12 protein-coding genes are annotated in these 13,828 nt (G+C 56.5%); 6 read left to right on the plus strand and 6 right to left on the minus strand.

Going from position 1 to position 13,828, the window contains the following annotated elements:
- Positions 1 to 30: 30 nt before the first annotated feature.
- The gene (locus VMN77_02855) at positions 31 to 492 is read left to right on the plus strand and encodes a hypothetical protein (GenBank protein HTN42717.1); all 462 of its coding nucleotides are present in this window, start codon (positions 31 to 33) and stop codon (positions 490 to 492) included.
- Between the two features lie 40 nt (positions 493 to 532).
- Here the strand turns inward: VMN77_02855 and VMN77_02860 are convergent, their stop codons facing one another.
- Positions 533 to 1,669 carry a glycosyltransferase gene (locus VMN77_02860; GenBank protein HTN42718.1) on the minus strand — a complete coding sequence of 379 codons (1,137 nt, stop codon included), beginning with the start codon at positions 1,667 to 1,669 and terminating at the stop codon, positions 533 to 535.
- A 418-nt stretch (positions 1,670 to 2,087) separates the two neighbouring features.
- Between VMN77_02860 and VMN77_02865 the strand changes: the two genes are divergently transcribed.
- The 3 genes from VMN77_02865 (at position 2,088) to nirK (ending at position 4,267) form a co-directional block, all read left to right on the plus strand.
- Positions 2,088 to 2,468, plus strand: coding sequence for a putative metallopeptidase (locus tag VMN77_02865; GenBank protein HTN42719.1), 381 nt, complete (start codon positions 2,088 to 2,090; stop codon positions 2,466 to 2,468).
- A gap of 161 nt (positions 2,469 to 2,629) precedes the next feature.
- The gene (locus VMN77_02870; protein ID HTN42720.1) at positions 2,630 to 3,235 is read left to right on the plus strand and encodes a MarR family transcriptional regulator; all 606 of its coding nucleotides are present in this window, start codon (positions 2,630 to 2,632) and stop codon (positions 3,233 to 3,235) included.
- Positions 3,236 to 3,250: 15 nt separating this feature from the next.
- Entirely contained in the window at positions 3,251 to 4,267 is a 1,017-nt protein-coding gene (gene nirK / locus VMN77_02875) for a copper-containing nitrite reductase (protein ID HTN42721.1), read from the plus strand.
- 33 nt (positions 4,268 to 4,300) lie between these two features.
- Here the strand turns inward: nirK and VMN77_02880 are convergent, their stop codons facing one another.
- The 3 genes from VMN77_02880 to VMN77_02890 all read right to left on the minus strand — a co-directional run bounded on the left by VMN77_02880 (position 4,301) and on the right by VMN77_02890 (position 7,890).
- A complete protein-coding gene (locus VMN77_02880) occupies positions 4,301 to 5,725 on the minus strand; it encodes a glycosyltransferase family 39 protein (GenBank protein HTN42722.1) in 1,425 nt (474 codons plus the stop codon).
- A 93-nt stretch (positions 5,726 to 5,818) separates the two neighbouring features.
- On the minus strand, positions 5,819 to 6,985 hold the full coding sequence (locus VMN77_02885; protein HTN42723.1) for a hypothetical protein: 1,167 nt from the start codon (positions 6,983 to 6,985) through the stop codon (positions 5,819 to 5,821).
- A 35-nt stretch (positions 6,986 to 7,020) separates the two neighbouring features.
- The gene (locus tag VMN77_02890) at positions 7,021 to 7,890 is read right to left on the minus strand and encodes a hypothetical protein (protein HTN42724.1); all 870 of its coding nucleotides are present in this window, start codon (positions 7,888 to 7,890) and stop codon (positions 7,021 to 7,023) included.
- Positions 7,891 to 8,698: 808 nt separating this feature from the next.
- Here VMN77_02890 and VMN77_02895 point away from each other — a divergent pair.
- Complete coding sequence (locus VMN77_02895) at positions 8,699 to 9,457, plus strand: hypothetical protein (protein ID HTN42725.1); 759 nt, start codon at positions 8,699 to 8,701, stop codon at positions 9,455 to 9,457.
- Between the two features lie 91 nt (positions 9,458 to 9,548).
- Here the strand turns inward: VMN77_02895 and VMN77_02900 are convergent, their stop codons facing one another.
- Together VMN77_02900 and VMN77_02905 are read right to left on the minus strand one after the other, a co-directional pair.
- Positions 9,549 to 10,916 carry a sigma-54 dependent transcriptional regulator gene (locus VMN77_02900; protein HTN42726.1) on the minus strand — a complete coding sequence of 456 codons (1,368 nt, stop codon included), beginning with the start codon at positions 10,914 to 10,916 and terminating at the stop codon, positions 9,549 to 9,551.
- A 2-nt stretch (positions 10,917 to 10,918) separates the two neighbouring features.
- Positions 10,919 to 12,544 carry an ATP-binding protein gene (locus tag VMN77_02905; protein HTN42727.1) on the minus strand — a complete coding sequence of 542 codons (1,626 nt, stop codon included), beginning with the start codon at positions 12,542 to 12,544 and terminating at the stop codon, positions 10,919 to 10,921.
- A 210-nt stretch (positions 12,545 to 12,754) separates the two neighbouring features.
- Here VMN77_02905 and rtcA point away from each other — a divergent pair, with 210 nt between their 5' ends.
- On the plus strand, positions 12,755 to 13,825 hold the full coding sequence (gene rtcA / locus VMN77_02910) for an RNA 3'-terminal phosphate cyclase (protein HTN42728.1): 1,071 nt from the start codon (positions 12,755 to 12,757) through the stop codon (positions 13,823 to 13,825).
- Positions 13,826 to 13,828 lie beyond the last annotated feature (3 nt).

The raw sequence follows: 13,828 nt of genomic DNA on the forward strand, positions 1-13,828 counted from the left end.
AGGCATTGTACGGTCGGAAGCATCCCAGATATGGCTAAAACGGTCCCCAAACAGGAATTCGTGGACTTGGGCGATCGGCGGGTCCTCGCCGACGAGCTGAAAAGGTCCGTCGAGATCTGTCTCAAGGACGGCCGCTATGTCGCCGTCCTGTGCGTCATCGTCTGCGGCATCGACGCCTTCGCGAGCGGCCACAAGAGCTTCACGGCCCACAAACGGGATTACCTGAAAATTCTCGAAAAGCATTTTCCCGTCCTGGCCAAACAACTCGGGGCGCAAAAATTCTACAATACGTACCGGCATGGGATGGTCCATCATTTTCATCCGATGAAGGGGTACATCATGAGTCAGGATCAGGACCTCGACGGCCAGTACGTTGCGGAACTGAAAATCGAAGGGAGGCCGGAGCCGGCCATTTCGATCAACATGGACCGACTCATCCGCGATTTCATCCATCTCTGCGATTACGTCATTTCCGGGAATCCGCTTCCCTGAACCCCATCCCGAGCCGTATTCGGCCCCTTCCCACGTCCGTTCAGCGCGTCATCCAGGAGCGGGACCGGATTGTCAGAAACGCATACGGGAAAATCCAAAACAAGGTCAAGACCGAGAAGTAGGCGTAGAGCACCCCGAAGAGACAGTTCCAGGATCGCTCGCTCTTTAAATAGAAGAGCATGTAAACGGTGGACATCAATCCGATCGAAAACAGGACCGGCGGGATCGTCCACGGATCGCTCGCCGACAGCACGACCAGGAGCACAAGGGCGCCGTAGCTCACGGGATAACGCAGGTTGGTGACGAAACGGTCCAGGATCGCAATCATGCGGGCCGCAAAAGGGCGCTTCCAGACGATGCGGATAAACCGGAGATCTTCCCGGATGTAGCTTCGGTCCCAGCGGATATACATTTTGCACAGCTTCGTATAGCGATCGGGGACCACCGTGCGGACCACCGCGGTCCGCTGGTAGACGGTGTCATAACCGCGCGACAGGATGAAGTTCGTCAGGGCGCGGTCCTCGCCGTAAGTGCATCGGGCGCCCAGGAAGGTCTGCCCCTCCCACGCGTCCAGCACCCCGCGCACCACCGAGAGGCGATACGCCGTCAAGGCACCGGGACAACAATAGACGGTGCGGTAGGTGGACTGCGCCGCGCGAAGATAGTCGAAGGCCAGGATGTAACGCACCTGCAGCATCCGCGGAATGATTCCCTGGTGCCGATTGTAAACATCCACCTTCCCGGCCACCGCCCCCACGGTCGGATGGCGAAAGGGACCCGCCAGGGCCAGGAGCGTACCGCTGTCGATCACGCTGTCGGAATCGACGGTCACGACGACCTCCCCCCGCGCCCGCCGAAAACCCTCCGCCAGCGCGGCGCGCTTACCCTTATTTCGCGGAAACCTTATCGGGGAAACCAAGGCCGGATACCGTCGAGCGGCGCGCGCAATGTATTTCCACGTGTCGTCGCGGCTCCCGTCATCCACCACAAGGATCTCCAGCCGGTCGCCCGGATAGAGCGCGGCCGCCACGGAATCGATGGTCTTCTCGACCATCGGCCCCTCGTTATAGGCCGGGATGATGACGGTCATGCGGGGGGCGTCGCCCATGCCGGTGGATGCAAAGGGCCGGTAACGGGACCACAGCAGCGTGCGAAAGACCAACAGGATGGTTCCCATGACAACCCACAAAAAGCTCGGGCGCTCAATATACCGAGCCCAATGGAGGGGAACGGTTTCGCGAAATAATGGACGGAAAAGGTGGCTTGATAGAATGACGTAGGCGAGACCCGAAAGACTCAAAATGATGGCCGACCTGAGCACCCACTCCCAGATGTCGGTCTGAGCTTTGGCAACCGTCTTACCCCTGACTAAGACTGAATCGGAAGACATCCTAACTTGCTTTCCACCTAATAAGTAATGCGAACATTCACTATAAGATAATCACGGGGCGAATATCAAGTGGCAGGAGCAAGTGCGGTTCCTGGCTTGATCCCCCGGGAAGACGATTAGAATCAGAAACGTCCCTCGCCTTGGTCCGAGAGCCTTGCCTTTTTCGAAGCGCTTGGTTATAGTCCATTCGGATAGGGGGCATGCGTTGGAATATCTACCGGCACCGGAAATCGATGAGGAACTCGGGAGGATCATCCGCTCGCTTGAAATGACCCACATCCAGCCCGGACGCGTCCGCGCGATCCGAAGCCGCGGGACGAAAAGCCGCCGCATCCTGGCCCGCTGCCACGGATTACCCAAAGCACTTCAGACCGCCCTGTCCATCCCGGCCCACTACGTGATCGAGCTCGTCTCTGAAAATTACGACCGTCTCACCGAAGCCGAACAGACCAAAACGCTGATCCACGAGCTCCTCCATATCCCCCGCATCTTCGGCGGGGGATTTCGAAACCACGACTATGTCCGTGATCGTCGTGTGAACCAGCTCTATGAACAGTACATGAGAAGGAAAAAGGATCCCGCGTAGGGCCCGAACTGAATCGCCCCTTGCTTTATTATTAACGGCTCCAACACATCCTGGAACTTGACAAATTCGATGGCCGGGGTTAAAATCACCAAAAATTTAGGACTCCTAACTATATCTCTATGTCCACCCTAGACAGTCACGGCAGGCCGAATGCGGATTATTTGAAGGCCCCGATCGAGGAGCGGATTGGTGTCGGACTTCATCAGTTGAGCCGTGCCGTCCTCCTGCAATCGGAACGAGCCGCCTATCGGCACCGGCTAAGCGGTCTGCAATCCCAACTGGTCCTGTCCCTCCTCAAACAGCATCATGCTAAAAGTATTGGCGGAATCGCCGATGAACTCGACCTGTCGGCGCCGACCCTGAGTGACGCCGCTCGCGTTCTGCTGAAGAAAGGGCTGATCAGGAAGGCCCGGGATGATCGGGACGGTCGGATCGTCAAATTGTCGCTCACTCGCCGGGGCCGCACGCTGGCCCACACGTTGCAGGAGGCCCAGGCGGAGATTCAACGCATCGTATCATCGCTTTCGAACGAGGAAAAAGAACATCTGTTGTCGTTGCTCGTCACGTTGACCAAGGGATTTCTGAACCGGGGGCTGATCTCCATTTCACGCATTTGTCAAGGGTGCCAATTTTTTGGTCAGGACCGTTATCCCGGATCCGATAAACCCCATTACTGCGGCTTCGCCGGCATGCCGATCGGCGAGTCGAAGCTTCAAACGGACTGCCCCGAGCATGTGCCGCTGAACCTGCCGGCGACAGACCGCTAATTCAAGGAGGATCCTATGCGTCAAACATATTTGTTGTTGATATCGACGGTCTTACTACTCTTCCTCATGACGGTGGCAATCCAAATCCCGGCGGTGGAAGCCCAGACCCCCGTGGTGGCTCAGCTCACGACCGCCCCCAACGTTCCGCAACCGATCGCCCGGACGAAGCCGGCCCGGGTGGTGGTCAATCTGGAGGCAAAGGAGTTTGTGGGCACGCTGACCGAAGGGGTGCAATACAAATTCTGGAGTTTCAACGGGACGGTGCCGGGGCCGATGATCCGGGTTCGTGTCGGGGACACGGTGGAGCTGCATCTTAAAAATTCCCCCGACAACAAAATGCCCCATAACATCGACCTCCACGCGGTCAACGGGCCGGGAGGGGGCGCGGCCGTCAGCCTGGTCAATCCGGGACAGGAGGCCGTCTTCCAGTTCAAGACCCTGAACCCCGGTCTTTTCATTTATCACTGCGCCTCCCCGACGCCCAACATTCCGGCCCATATCGCCAATGGCATGTACGGCCTGATCCTGGTCGAACCCGCGAAAGGGCTGGCCAAGGTGGACCATGAATACTACGTAATGCAGAGCGAATTCTTCACCGAGGCCTCGGACCAATCGGGTGTCTACCAACTCTCCATGGAGAAGGGCCTGGCCGAGCATCCCGACCACGTGGTTTTCAACGGACGCGCGGGCGCCCTTCTGGGACCCGGCGCGTTGAAAGCGAAGCCCGGGGAGACGGTTCGGATTTTCTTCGGGAACATCGGACCGAACAGCGCCTCATCGTTCCATGTCATCGGCGAGATCTTTGACAAGGTCTATCTCGATGGGGCCCTGGACGGGGCGGTCAACCGGAATGTCCAGACGACGCTGGTTCCGTCCGCCGGGGCGGTCATCGTGGAATTCAAGGTCAACGCACCCGCCACCTACCTGCTGGTGGATCACAGCATCTTCCGTGTGGCCAAGGGTGCTCTCGGCGCACTCGTTGTCGAGGGTCCGGAGGATCCGACCGTGTTCAAGGCTGTCAAAAAACCGTAAGACAGCACGGGTCGCTCGAAAAGTCCCTGACGTTCAGCCTCTGAAATTGACCCCGCGGAAGAAATGGAAACGTTGCACCTCGATTCCGTTTCGGAAGAACGGGAAATCTTCCAAAGGTTCCACCTTGTCGAAGCGGTGAATCATTTCGTTGACTTCCCAAACTTCCCCGACGACCAATATAGCGTCCTGTCCAACACGGTCTTCCGGGCGGTTCCAAAAGCGATACTGGTGATTGATGATTCGGTCTTGAAGGATCACGACCTGGGGATGGTCGGGAAGATAAAATCCAAGTTCCGCGGCAATTTGATAAGTCCTGCAACCTACGAAGCTTTGACCCGGAAGATTCCGCCGCAAAGTTTCCACGTGTCGGGCCAGTTCATTCCATCCGTCCACCCTGGAGGTGCTGTCGATTCTCGCCACAGAAATGGGAATGGGTAAAAAAGGCCTTGCAACCTGCCAATGCAACAATGCGGTCATCGCAAACGCCAAAATCAGCCCCCAATGGACCCAAGGGGATCGGAGGCGTTGGTGCCGTGAGAGGGTTGCGGCCACCAAAAGTACTCCACCGAAATAAGCCGGGGCCGGCCAGTTCCCCGCCACCTTGGTCCGGATGGATAGAGTCAAAAAAAACAAAAAAAGCGGAAATGAACAGCACCACAATATCCATTCCTGAGGCGGCAACTTTCCCTCACGCCGCCGCTGCCAGGCTTCCCACCAAACCTGTAAAATCAACATGAATAAAATCGGGGTCACCACGCCCACTTGAGACCCCAAAAATTCGGGAAGACTCGCCAGGGAATGCCGGGAAGGATTGGCCCCTCCGATGTAAAGTACGTGCCGGGCGGAGGGCCACTCGTTTTGAGCGTTCCAGACCAGGATGGGAATTCCGGACAGCACGCCCAGGAGCAAGGCCAACCAGGGGCCCGCGGATTTAAGCTTGGGTCTTAATTCCGGATGGCTCACCAGGGCCAATCCCGCCAGGGGAAAAAGGAACACCCCGGTATATTTACTCAAAATACCAAGACCGCCGAAAAATCCGAAACCCAACCACGCCGTCAGACCCGGTCTTTCTATCGCCCACGCCATACGCGCCAAGGCCAACGCCCAGAAACCCACCTGCAGCGAGTCGTGCACCATCAAGACCCCGCCCACCGCGTACAAAAGCATGCCGTTGAGGCCCAGCACGGCCCACAACGCGGCCCGCGGCTGATTCAATATGCGACGGCAGAACCCAATGGCGACGGTGGAAACCAGAAGGCCCGAGAGCGCCGCAGGAAAACGCACCCCCATTTCGGTATTCCCAAACAAAAAAGTCCCGAACCGTATGGCCACGGCCAGCATGGGGCCCTGGTCATAGTAACTTAGTGCCGGGTGCCTGGACCATTCCCAGTAATAGGCCTCGTCCGGAGCCAGATTGATGAGGGGAATATAAGCCAGTCGGGCCACGAAAAAAAACAAGGCCCAAAACCACGCCCAAATCAAAATTTTTTTTTGTTCAGGTTCTGGAGACCGCTCTTCCATCTCGCTCTGGGCAGGTGATCATGCGGACCTTTAACTAGAATTGCCGCGAATGTAAATCGGGTTGGAATAAATCCAGGTGTATGTTTGGTGGGTCCAAAAAGGGGATGGCCGGTTAAGCTCGACCTCCACCCGGTAGACCCCTTCTTCCTCGGCCTCGTAGACCAGGGGGTTTGTCGAAGAGTCGGCAACCAGCATGCCGTCCTTGAATAACTTGATCCGGTAGGATTCCGGCCGGAAGCGTGTGCCGAGCGAGGCCGTCAGGGTTACCGGACCGGGTTGGGTCAATTCATCTCCCATGAGAACTCGCTCCCCGCTTCCCGTGATTCCTTGAAAAAGAAAACCGGTCGGATCACCCAGGAGATCCATGGCGATGTAGAGATGTCCCTCCCTTACGGCATCATACAGCATTTTCTTATCCTGGGCCAAAGCACCTTTAAAAGGCTCCGGTAAGAGTGCATGGTTGCTGGCAAGCGGCATGACCCTTTCCGGAGAGGGAAACTTGATGGTATAACGTTTTCGAATGCGGAACTGACCGTGAATGTCCGCGGAGTAGATCCCCACCATCTTCTCCATCTGGGTTTGTTCATCCCACTTTTCCAAGACATCCTTGGGTCTCTGATAAAGATTGAGAAGGGCATAGGAGGTATTCAGGGGATAGGTCATCAGACTCCAGAGGAAGGCGAGTCGGTTGGCCTGCTTATACAGCAACGCGTTATCGATAATCTCCATCCCCGTCAACCCGGTGGTTCCCCAAGTCTTCCATCCGGATTGGGGATGCAGCGGATGGGAAATAAAAGCGATCCCGCCCTGTTTTTGGACCTCGTCTATAACGGATTGGGGATCCCTGTTGTCTCGCTTGACCGTCTTGGAAATTCCCAAGGCCAAGGTGTACTCTCCCTCCATGCCGATCTCCTCGCCGCTCAGAAAAAGGAGATGATCGTACCAGCCCTCCTTTCGGTCGGTCACCGGCCGAAGGGTGTTATGGTCCGTGGAGATGAGAAAATCCAACCCGACACGGTTGCCGGTCGCGGCGAGCTGCTCCACCGTTTCCGCTCCGTCCGAATACGTGGTATGAACATGGATCAATCCCTTGTAGTCATGGTATGGACTTGGAGGATCTCCGTTCTTGTAGACGCTCACGGGGAAGGAGTAGGTGTCGATTCGAAGGCCGACCAGCAGTACCAGACCGGCTAACATGAAAAAAAGGCACCGACGTCTCAACGGCTTCCCTTTTATGATTGGTGTGAACCCGGGGGATCCGATTCCGCCGCCAACGCGTTATATCGTTCCGCATAATCCCGGCATTGTTGCCAGTCATCGAAATACCGGATTCGGATTTCCTCCAATCGCTCTTTTGGAATCAACTCGCCCTTCGGCAGCCAGGTTTCCGGTATCAATAAAGACGGGTAGAGGATCGAATAAAGAACGAGCGATCGCGAACGTTTCTGAATCCAGTGCCAGGCCCTCGGCCCGGAGAACTGCTGCACGGGAGAAAAAAGATACCGGCTGACGCTTCGAAGGATCCGGAGCTGTTTATCGGCGTACGACGTGTGAAAGGGATTCAAGGAAATTTGTTTTGGATCGTATTCCGCGCCGCAGCAACGGGCAATCTTGTCCACGAATCCCACGGGGTCGGCTTTCAGGTCTTCATAAAACAGGACCAGCGGTTTGCGGGAAAAATATTTTTCCAACACCTGGAGTTTTGGATACATATAGAGATCGCTTTGCTTCCAGTATCCTTGATCGTTGTCGAGATCGAAAAAGGAGTCAAAAAGCAAACCGAATCCGTTTTTTACGCGGCGGCGGTACTGGGAGGCGATCCACGAGTCGTGCCGGCGCAGCACGATGATCGGACGGGCCTGCGGGTAAAGGGCCGCGAAACGGCTCACTTCCCTCTCCAGTTGCCGGTCAAATTCGCGTGAAACGAGATACTTCGGATGTCGCGACCCGCCGATGATCGACGCGTAACGGCGATACCGCGTGTTCTTTACGTAATATATCCCGCGGAATTTGGGAAAGACCTTGTGTTGCAACCATGTGGTTGCGGTTTTGGCCAGCCCGACATGAAAGAAGATTTGTTTTTGGTGGGATGGAATTGTCATGGCGTGGACATTGTAACAGGGAATCACGCCGCGCGTCCAATCCCATTCCCGGTGCTTGGCTTGAGGGATTACGGTTCACTTTTTCATGTCGCCGACCCAGATCCGATAGCGTCTTCAAAGAGAATATCGGGTATCCGACGGCTCCGGCCGAAATATTCCGTCGGGGTAATAGAGGCGTCTCGGGCCGGTAGCGGCGCGGGAAGGCCCGCAGCCGATACAAAGGGGGGGGTTACGCCTCACGGAGCCGGCGCTGCAGTGCCGGCTCTTTGATGCCGTACGGATACCCGTTCTTCTCCTCGATGACCGACTGCGGCCCCAACGGCTTCCCAAAGGGCAAGCGGACCATTTCGGTCTATTTTCTGAACTCAATTGTAAATAGCAAAAGACATGCCAGGGATCGGGTATTGAACGAATGGTCGATTGGATCGCCTTAAACGAGCTTGCGGGGCGTGATAGAAACTAGAAGCGGGGCTTTTTGTCTCACCATGGGACTTCTTTATTCGGCTCCAGCGTCGTTTTTTTTGATTCGCGTCGCCGGGGGGGACCGCTGTCCGGCCGCGGTCGGAAATTAAACACGATACCCTTCAAAATCCTTCCCGACATATTCAACAAGGCATGAACAGTTTTCTCGGTCGCCAAAATACTTCGTCGGTTCTCCTAACACACTTTGGTTTGAGTTATATTTATAGTAAGATACCGTTGTTAACGATGGAAGTCGAGCAGGAAATTGATCTCCGCAGACGATGCGGATCAATCCAATCATTCCCGGCTCCCGCAGGTTTGACGATCCACCGGTCGCAATAAAAAAATGGACATGGCAATGAAAGAGACTCTCAGCAAGGTGCCAGAGGTTACTCTGATTTTCTGGATCATAAAGATCCTGGCCACGACCTTGGGCGAGACCGGAGGAGACGCCGTGTCCATGTCGATGAATCTCGGTTATCTCGTGAGCACCGGAATTTTTTCGGTGATCTTCATCGCGGCCGTAATAGCCCAGGTATCCGCAAAGCGCTTTCATCCGGTCGTGTACTGGACGACCATTGTTGCAACGACAACGGTTGGAACGACATTGGCCGACTTCGCGGACCGGTCGCTGGGTATCGGGTATGCGGGCGGAACAACGATTTTGTTCGCCCTTCTAATGACGTCACTCCTCATTTGGCATCGTGCTCTTGGTTCGGTCGCTGTGGATACGGTAAGCTCTCCGAAATCCGAAATGTTCTACTGGGTAACCATCATGTTTTCTCAGACCTTGGGGACGGCGCTTGGCGATTGGACCGCCGATACAGCCGGTCTTGGGTACAGTGGCGGCGCGATCGTGTTTGGGGCGATGTTGGCGATCCTTGCCGCCGCGTACTATCTGACACCCCTATCTCGCCCCACGCTTTTCTGGGCGGCTTTCATCCTGACGAGACCGCTTGGAGCCGTGGTCGGCGACTTTCTGGACAAACCCGTAAGCCAGGGGGGCTTGGCGTTGAGCCGCTATTCGGCATCGCTAAGCCTTCTCGTGCTCATTGGATTGTGCATATTGATCTTTTCACATAAACCGGCCAAACGCGGGCGTTGAGCGCCGAGGAGTAAATCCCATCAAATGGAGGGGATTGATTCGGAATGGGGAGGTGAACCTTTTGTTCCGTCAAGAGACTTTAGGTCTCCGGTCAGGAGTTCTCAGTGTTGTGCTCACGCCGCTTGCTGAGTCGATAAAGCGTCTTGCGGTTGATTCCCAATACCTCGGCCGCCTTGCTTTGATTGCCGCCGGTCTGGTTGAGGATCTGCTCGACGTAGCGCCGCTTCATTTCTTCCAACGTAATCAGCGCGTCCGAGGAAGACCGGGAAGGGGCGTCATCCCGAGAAGGTAAGTCTTCGGAAATATCGGAAGGCAGCAGGACGTTGTTGGTCGTGAGCGTTACCGCCCGCTCGATGACATTTTCCAGCTGGCGGATATTGCCAGGCCAATGATATCGCGTCAGGATCTCCATGGCTTCCTTGGAAATCCCCGAGACGCTCTTCTTGGCGCGCTGACAGGCCGTCCTGATGAAATGATTCGCCATGAGCGGAATATCTTCCGGGTGCTCCCGAAGCGGGGGCAGATCGATCGTCACGACGTGAAGCCGGTAGAAGGCATCTTCTCGGAAACGCCCGGCCTTCACGAGGGATTTGAGATCCTTATTGGTGGCCGCCAGGATCCGAACATCGATTTTGACCGTTTCGCTTCCCCCCACCGGGCGGACCTCCCGTTCCTGCAGAACCCGCAACAATTTGGCCTGAAGAGAAGGTGTGATATCTCCGATCTCGTCCAGAAAACAGGTCCCCCCCTCCGCCTCCAGAAACAAGCCTTTTTTATTCGTCCAGGCGCCCGTGAACGCCCCCTTGGTATGGCCGAACAATTCGGTTTCGAGGAGACCCTCCGGAAGCGCGGCGCAGTTCACCGCAACATAGGGCTTCTCGGCCCGGTGGCTGTGGCTGTGAATCGCCCGGGCGATCAACTCCTTCCCGGTCCCGCTTTCGCCCTGAATCAGGACCGTGGTATCGGTGCGGGCGACCCGCGCCACCAGCTTGTAGATCTCCAGCATCTTCGGGCTGTTGCCGATGACGGTCTCCAGAGGAAGGTTCTCCGCCGCGTCGGTCGGGAGAAACAGATTTTCCCGGACGAGGCGCTGCTGATTCAAGGCCTGTTGAACCGTCACCTTGATGTCATCGATTTTAAACGGTTTGCTGATATAATCGTAGGCTCCGTTCTGAATGGCCTCGATCGCCGTCTCAAAGGAGCCGAAGGCCGTGATGACGATCATGATCGTGTGGGGACTCTTTTGGCGGAAGGCCCTGACCACTTCGAGCCCGCCGACATCCGGCATCTTCAAATCCGTAATCACCATGTCGAAGGGGGTGCGACTCCCCGTCTGAATGGCTTCCGAACCTTGGGTGGCCGTTTGAACCCGATATCCCTCTTTCGTCAGGACCTCCCGGAGGAGATCCGCCGCAACTGCGTCGTCGTCCACCACAAGGATCCGAGGAGACGCCACCATTCTTACCCTCGCTTTCTCACGGGAAGGCGGACGATAAACCGGCTTCCCTCCGTCAATCGACTTTCCACGCTAATCGTCCCTCCGTGGCGCTGAACGATGTCCCGACAGATCGATAAACCAAGACCGCTTCCCTGCCCGGGATCTTTGGAAGTGAAAAAAGGTTCGAAGATCTTCTGAATCTGATCCGGCGGGATTCCCCGGCCGTTGTCCTGGACCGTCACCTCGACCCAATCGGTTTTCGCGGCCTCCTCCCGTGCGGGAAAGGAAGCGTCAATCGGTAGCGTGGTCCGCTTTGTTCGAATTCGCAGGGTTCCGCCGCCGGATAATTCGTCGATGGCGTTGTCGATCAAGTTCAGGAAAACCCCCTGCATCTGGCTGTGACTGGCCAGGAGCTTGGGCAGATTGGGGTCCAATTCCTTGACCACCGTGATTTGCTTGGCGATCGTTTCGGGTGAAAACAGGACGCAAAGATCATCCAGGATCACGTTCAGCTCGATCCAATCGAAGTCCGTTTCCGGATACCGCGTCGTGTTCAGCAACTGACGGATGCTGTTGATCAGCCGTTCGAGCTGAGACTGCATGATGGACAGGCGGCGCCGAGCATCTTCGGACAGACCGCTCTCCACCAGAAGAAGCTGGAGATGGCCGAACACCGAGTGGAGCGGGGTTCCCAATTCATGGGCCACCGTTGCGGCCAACTGGCCGATGGCCGCGAGTTCGTTGGATTGCAACAGTTGTTTCTGCATCTGGTAAATCGACCGATTGGCGCGGGTCAACTCGTCGTTCCTCGTCTGAAGTTCTTCCGTGGCCGCGTCAATTTTGTTTTGTAGCTCCTCATTAAAGGTATGAATCCGGCCGAGGAGCGCCTGATTGGCCTCGGCGGTTTGCTTGATCGTCTGGATCATCGAATTAAAGCTTTGGGTCAGTCGGCCGAGTTCATCCTGCGTCTCGGAGAAAATCGAAACCGTCAAATCCCCCGCCTTGACCCTGGCCATCGCCTTCAGGAGATTTTCGATCGGGCGATGGATCATCCGGGTCATGGAAACCGCAAAGAGGCCGCCAATCATCAGAACGGAGAGGAGGGTGATGACGAAGGCATGGCTGCGCTCCTCATTTTGCAGCCGGTCATACTCCTTTCGGGACAGCTTCATCTGAATTAAACCGATCACCCGGCTTTTGAGATGGAACGGCGAAATCACATTGACGTAGTTCACTTTTCCGATTCGTTCCGGTTTGTAAAGGATCTGATTCATATTTACTTTATCGATATCATCCTGAGACAGGGACGCCGGGGGATGCGGGACACTCATTTTGGATGTGACCGGAAGAAGCATTCCCTCCGGAGAAAATGAATACAGATCGATGCGTTCGATATCCGAATGTATCGTTATCATGTCCATCAGGTCTTCGTTGATTTCATCGATATTGGTCAGGTTGCGATAAACGGTCGCCACGGCCGAATCGATCTCTTTGACAACATTCTCGGTTTCCTGTCGAAGGTTGGCCTCGGCGTTTTTTTCGATCATGCTCTGGGTGAAATAGTTTGAGGCGAATAAGATCGCGACCACGCTGGTGATCGTCAACAGGAGGAGCTTGGTTTTGATGCTGATATTTTTAAACACGGACATCTTGATCAACCCGTATCATGCCTCGGATGCCAACATCGCGGACAGGGTGGGCGCGTAAAGCCTTCAGGCAGGCTAATACTTCATCAAGGGATGTCGGCCAAGCCTTGTCATTATATTCCATGCTCGGATGAGATGCAAGGGCTCCAAAAGTTAGGGCCGGGGTGGTAGAATGACGCATGGAGTAAGGATGATTCAGTTCGGAGACTCAAAATGATCGAGATTGACGGAAGCCATGGGGAGGGCGGGGGCCAGATCCTCCGGACCAGCCTGGCCCTTTCGGCCTTGACCGGAACGCCGGTGAGGATACGCCGGATTCGATCGAGCCGGAAAGCCCCCGGGCTCAAACCCCAGCACCTGATCAGCGCGAAAGCGGCCGCGCAGATCTGCCGCGGCAGCCTCGTCGGCGCGCGGGCGAATTCCACCGACCTCCGTTTCCTCCCCGGCGAGGTTCAGGCGGGGCGTCATGCCTTTGACGTGGGAACCGCCGGCTCCACAAGCCTGGTCCTCCAGACCCTCCTTCCTCCGCTGTCCTTTGCCGGAAGTCCCTCCCGAATCCTTGTGCACGGCGGGACTCACGTGGCCTGGAGCCCGCCGGCCGAATATCTGCGGGACGTTTTTCTGCACACCGTTTCGGCGATGGGCCTCCGGGCGCAGGTCAAAATTCGCCGATCGGGATTTTACCCCAGGGGCGGCGGAGAGATCGAAGCGATCGTGGAGCCGTCTCCGAGTTGTTTGAGGCCGCTCCGGATCGTGGAACGCGGCCGCTTGAAGTCCCTCCGGGTCATCTCAACGGTGGCCCGTCTCCCGTTATCGATCGCGGAGCGTCAGTTGAAACGGGCGACGCAACGGCTGGCCGAGCGGGGGTTGGCACCGCGGGGCGAGACCGGGACGGTCGAATCCCCGGGCCAAGGATCGTTTTGTTTCATTCGGGCCGATTTTGAAAACGTGAGGGCCGGCTTCTCGGCGCTGGGTGAACTCGGCAAGCGGGCGGAACGGGTGGCGGATGAAGCGGTGGAGGACTTCATCGGCTACTGGAACGGCCCCGGGGCTCTGGACCGTCATCTGGCGGATCAGGCCGCGCTCTACATGGCCCTGGCCGAAGGCGAATCGATGGTCACCGTCTCGGAAGTCACCGAACATCTCAAGACAAATCTCTGGGTGATTGAACGGTTCCTTCCGGTCACATTCGCTCTGGAGGAAAATCTTTCGGGCCGCGGGGGAACGCTCCGCGTAACCGGGACGGCCTTCCGCGGACGCCGGGCCGGCCACGAGGTATTTTGAGTC

The sequence above is a fragment of the Nitrospiria bacterium genome (assembly GCA_035498035.1).
GTDB lineage: Bacteria > Nitrospirota > Nitrospiria > JACQBZ01 > JACQBZ01 > JACQBZ01.

Bases quoted from the DNA above. Each gene is read 5' to 3' on its own strand.
- VMN77_02855 (HTN42717.1), top strand. From the start codon at position 31: ATGGCTAAAACGGTCCCCAAACAGGAATTCGTGGACTTGGGCGATCGG.
- VMN77_02860 (HTN42718.1), bottom strand. From the start codon at position 1,669: ATGGGAACCATCCTGTTGGTCTTTCGCACGCTGCTGTGGTCCCGTTAC.
- nirK (HTN42721.1), top strand. From the start codon at position 3,251: ATGCGTCAAACATATTTGTTGTTGATATCGACGGTCTTACTACTCTTC.
- VMN77_02885 (HTN42723.1), bottom strand. From the start codon at position 6,985: ATGTTAGCCGGTCTGGTACTGCTGGTCGGCCTTCGAATCGACACCTAC.
- VMN77_02890 (HTN42724.1), bottom strand. From the start codon at position 7,890: ATGACAATTCCATCCCACCAAAAACAAATCTTCTTTCATGTCGGGCTG.
- VMN77_02895 (HTN42725.1), top strand. From the start codon at position 8,699: ATGGACATGGCAATGAAAGAGACTCTCAGCAAGGTGCCAGAGGTTACT.
- VMN77_02900 (HTN42726.1), bottom strand. From the start codon at position 10,916: ATGGTGGCGTCTCCTCGGATCCTTGTGGTGGACGACGACGCAGTTGCG.
- VMN77_02905 (HTN42727.1), bottom strand. From the start codon at position 12,544: ATGTCCGTGTTTAAAAATATCAGCATCAAAACCAAGCTCCTCCTGTTG.
- rtcA (HTN42728.1), top strand. From the start codon at position 12,755: ATGATCGAGATTGACGGAAGCCATGGGGAGGGCGGGGGCCAGATCCTC.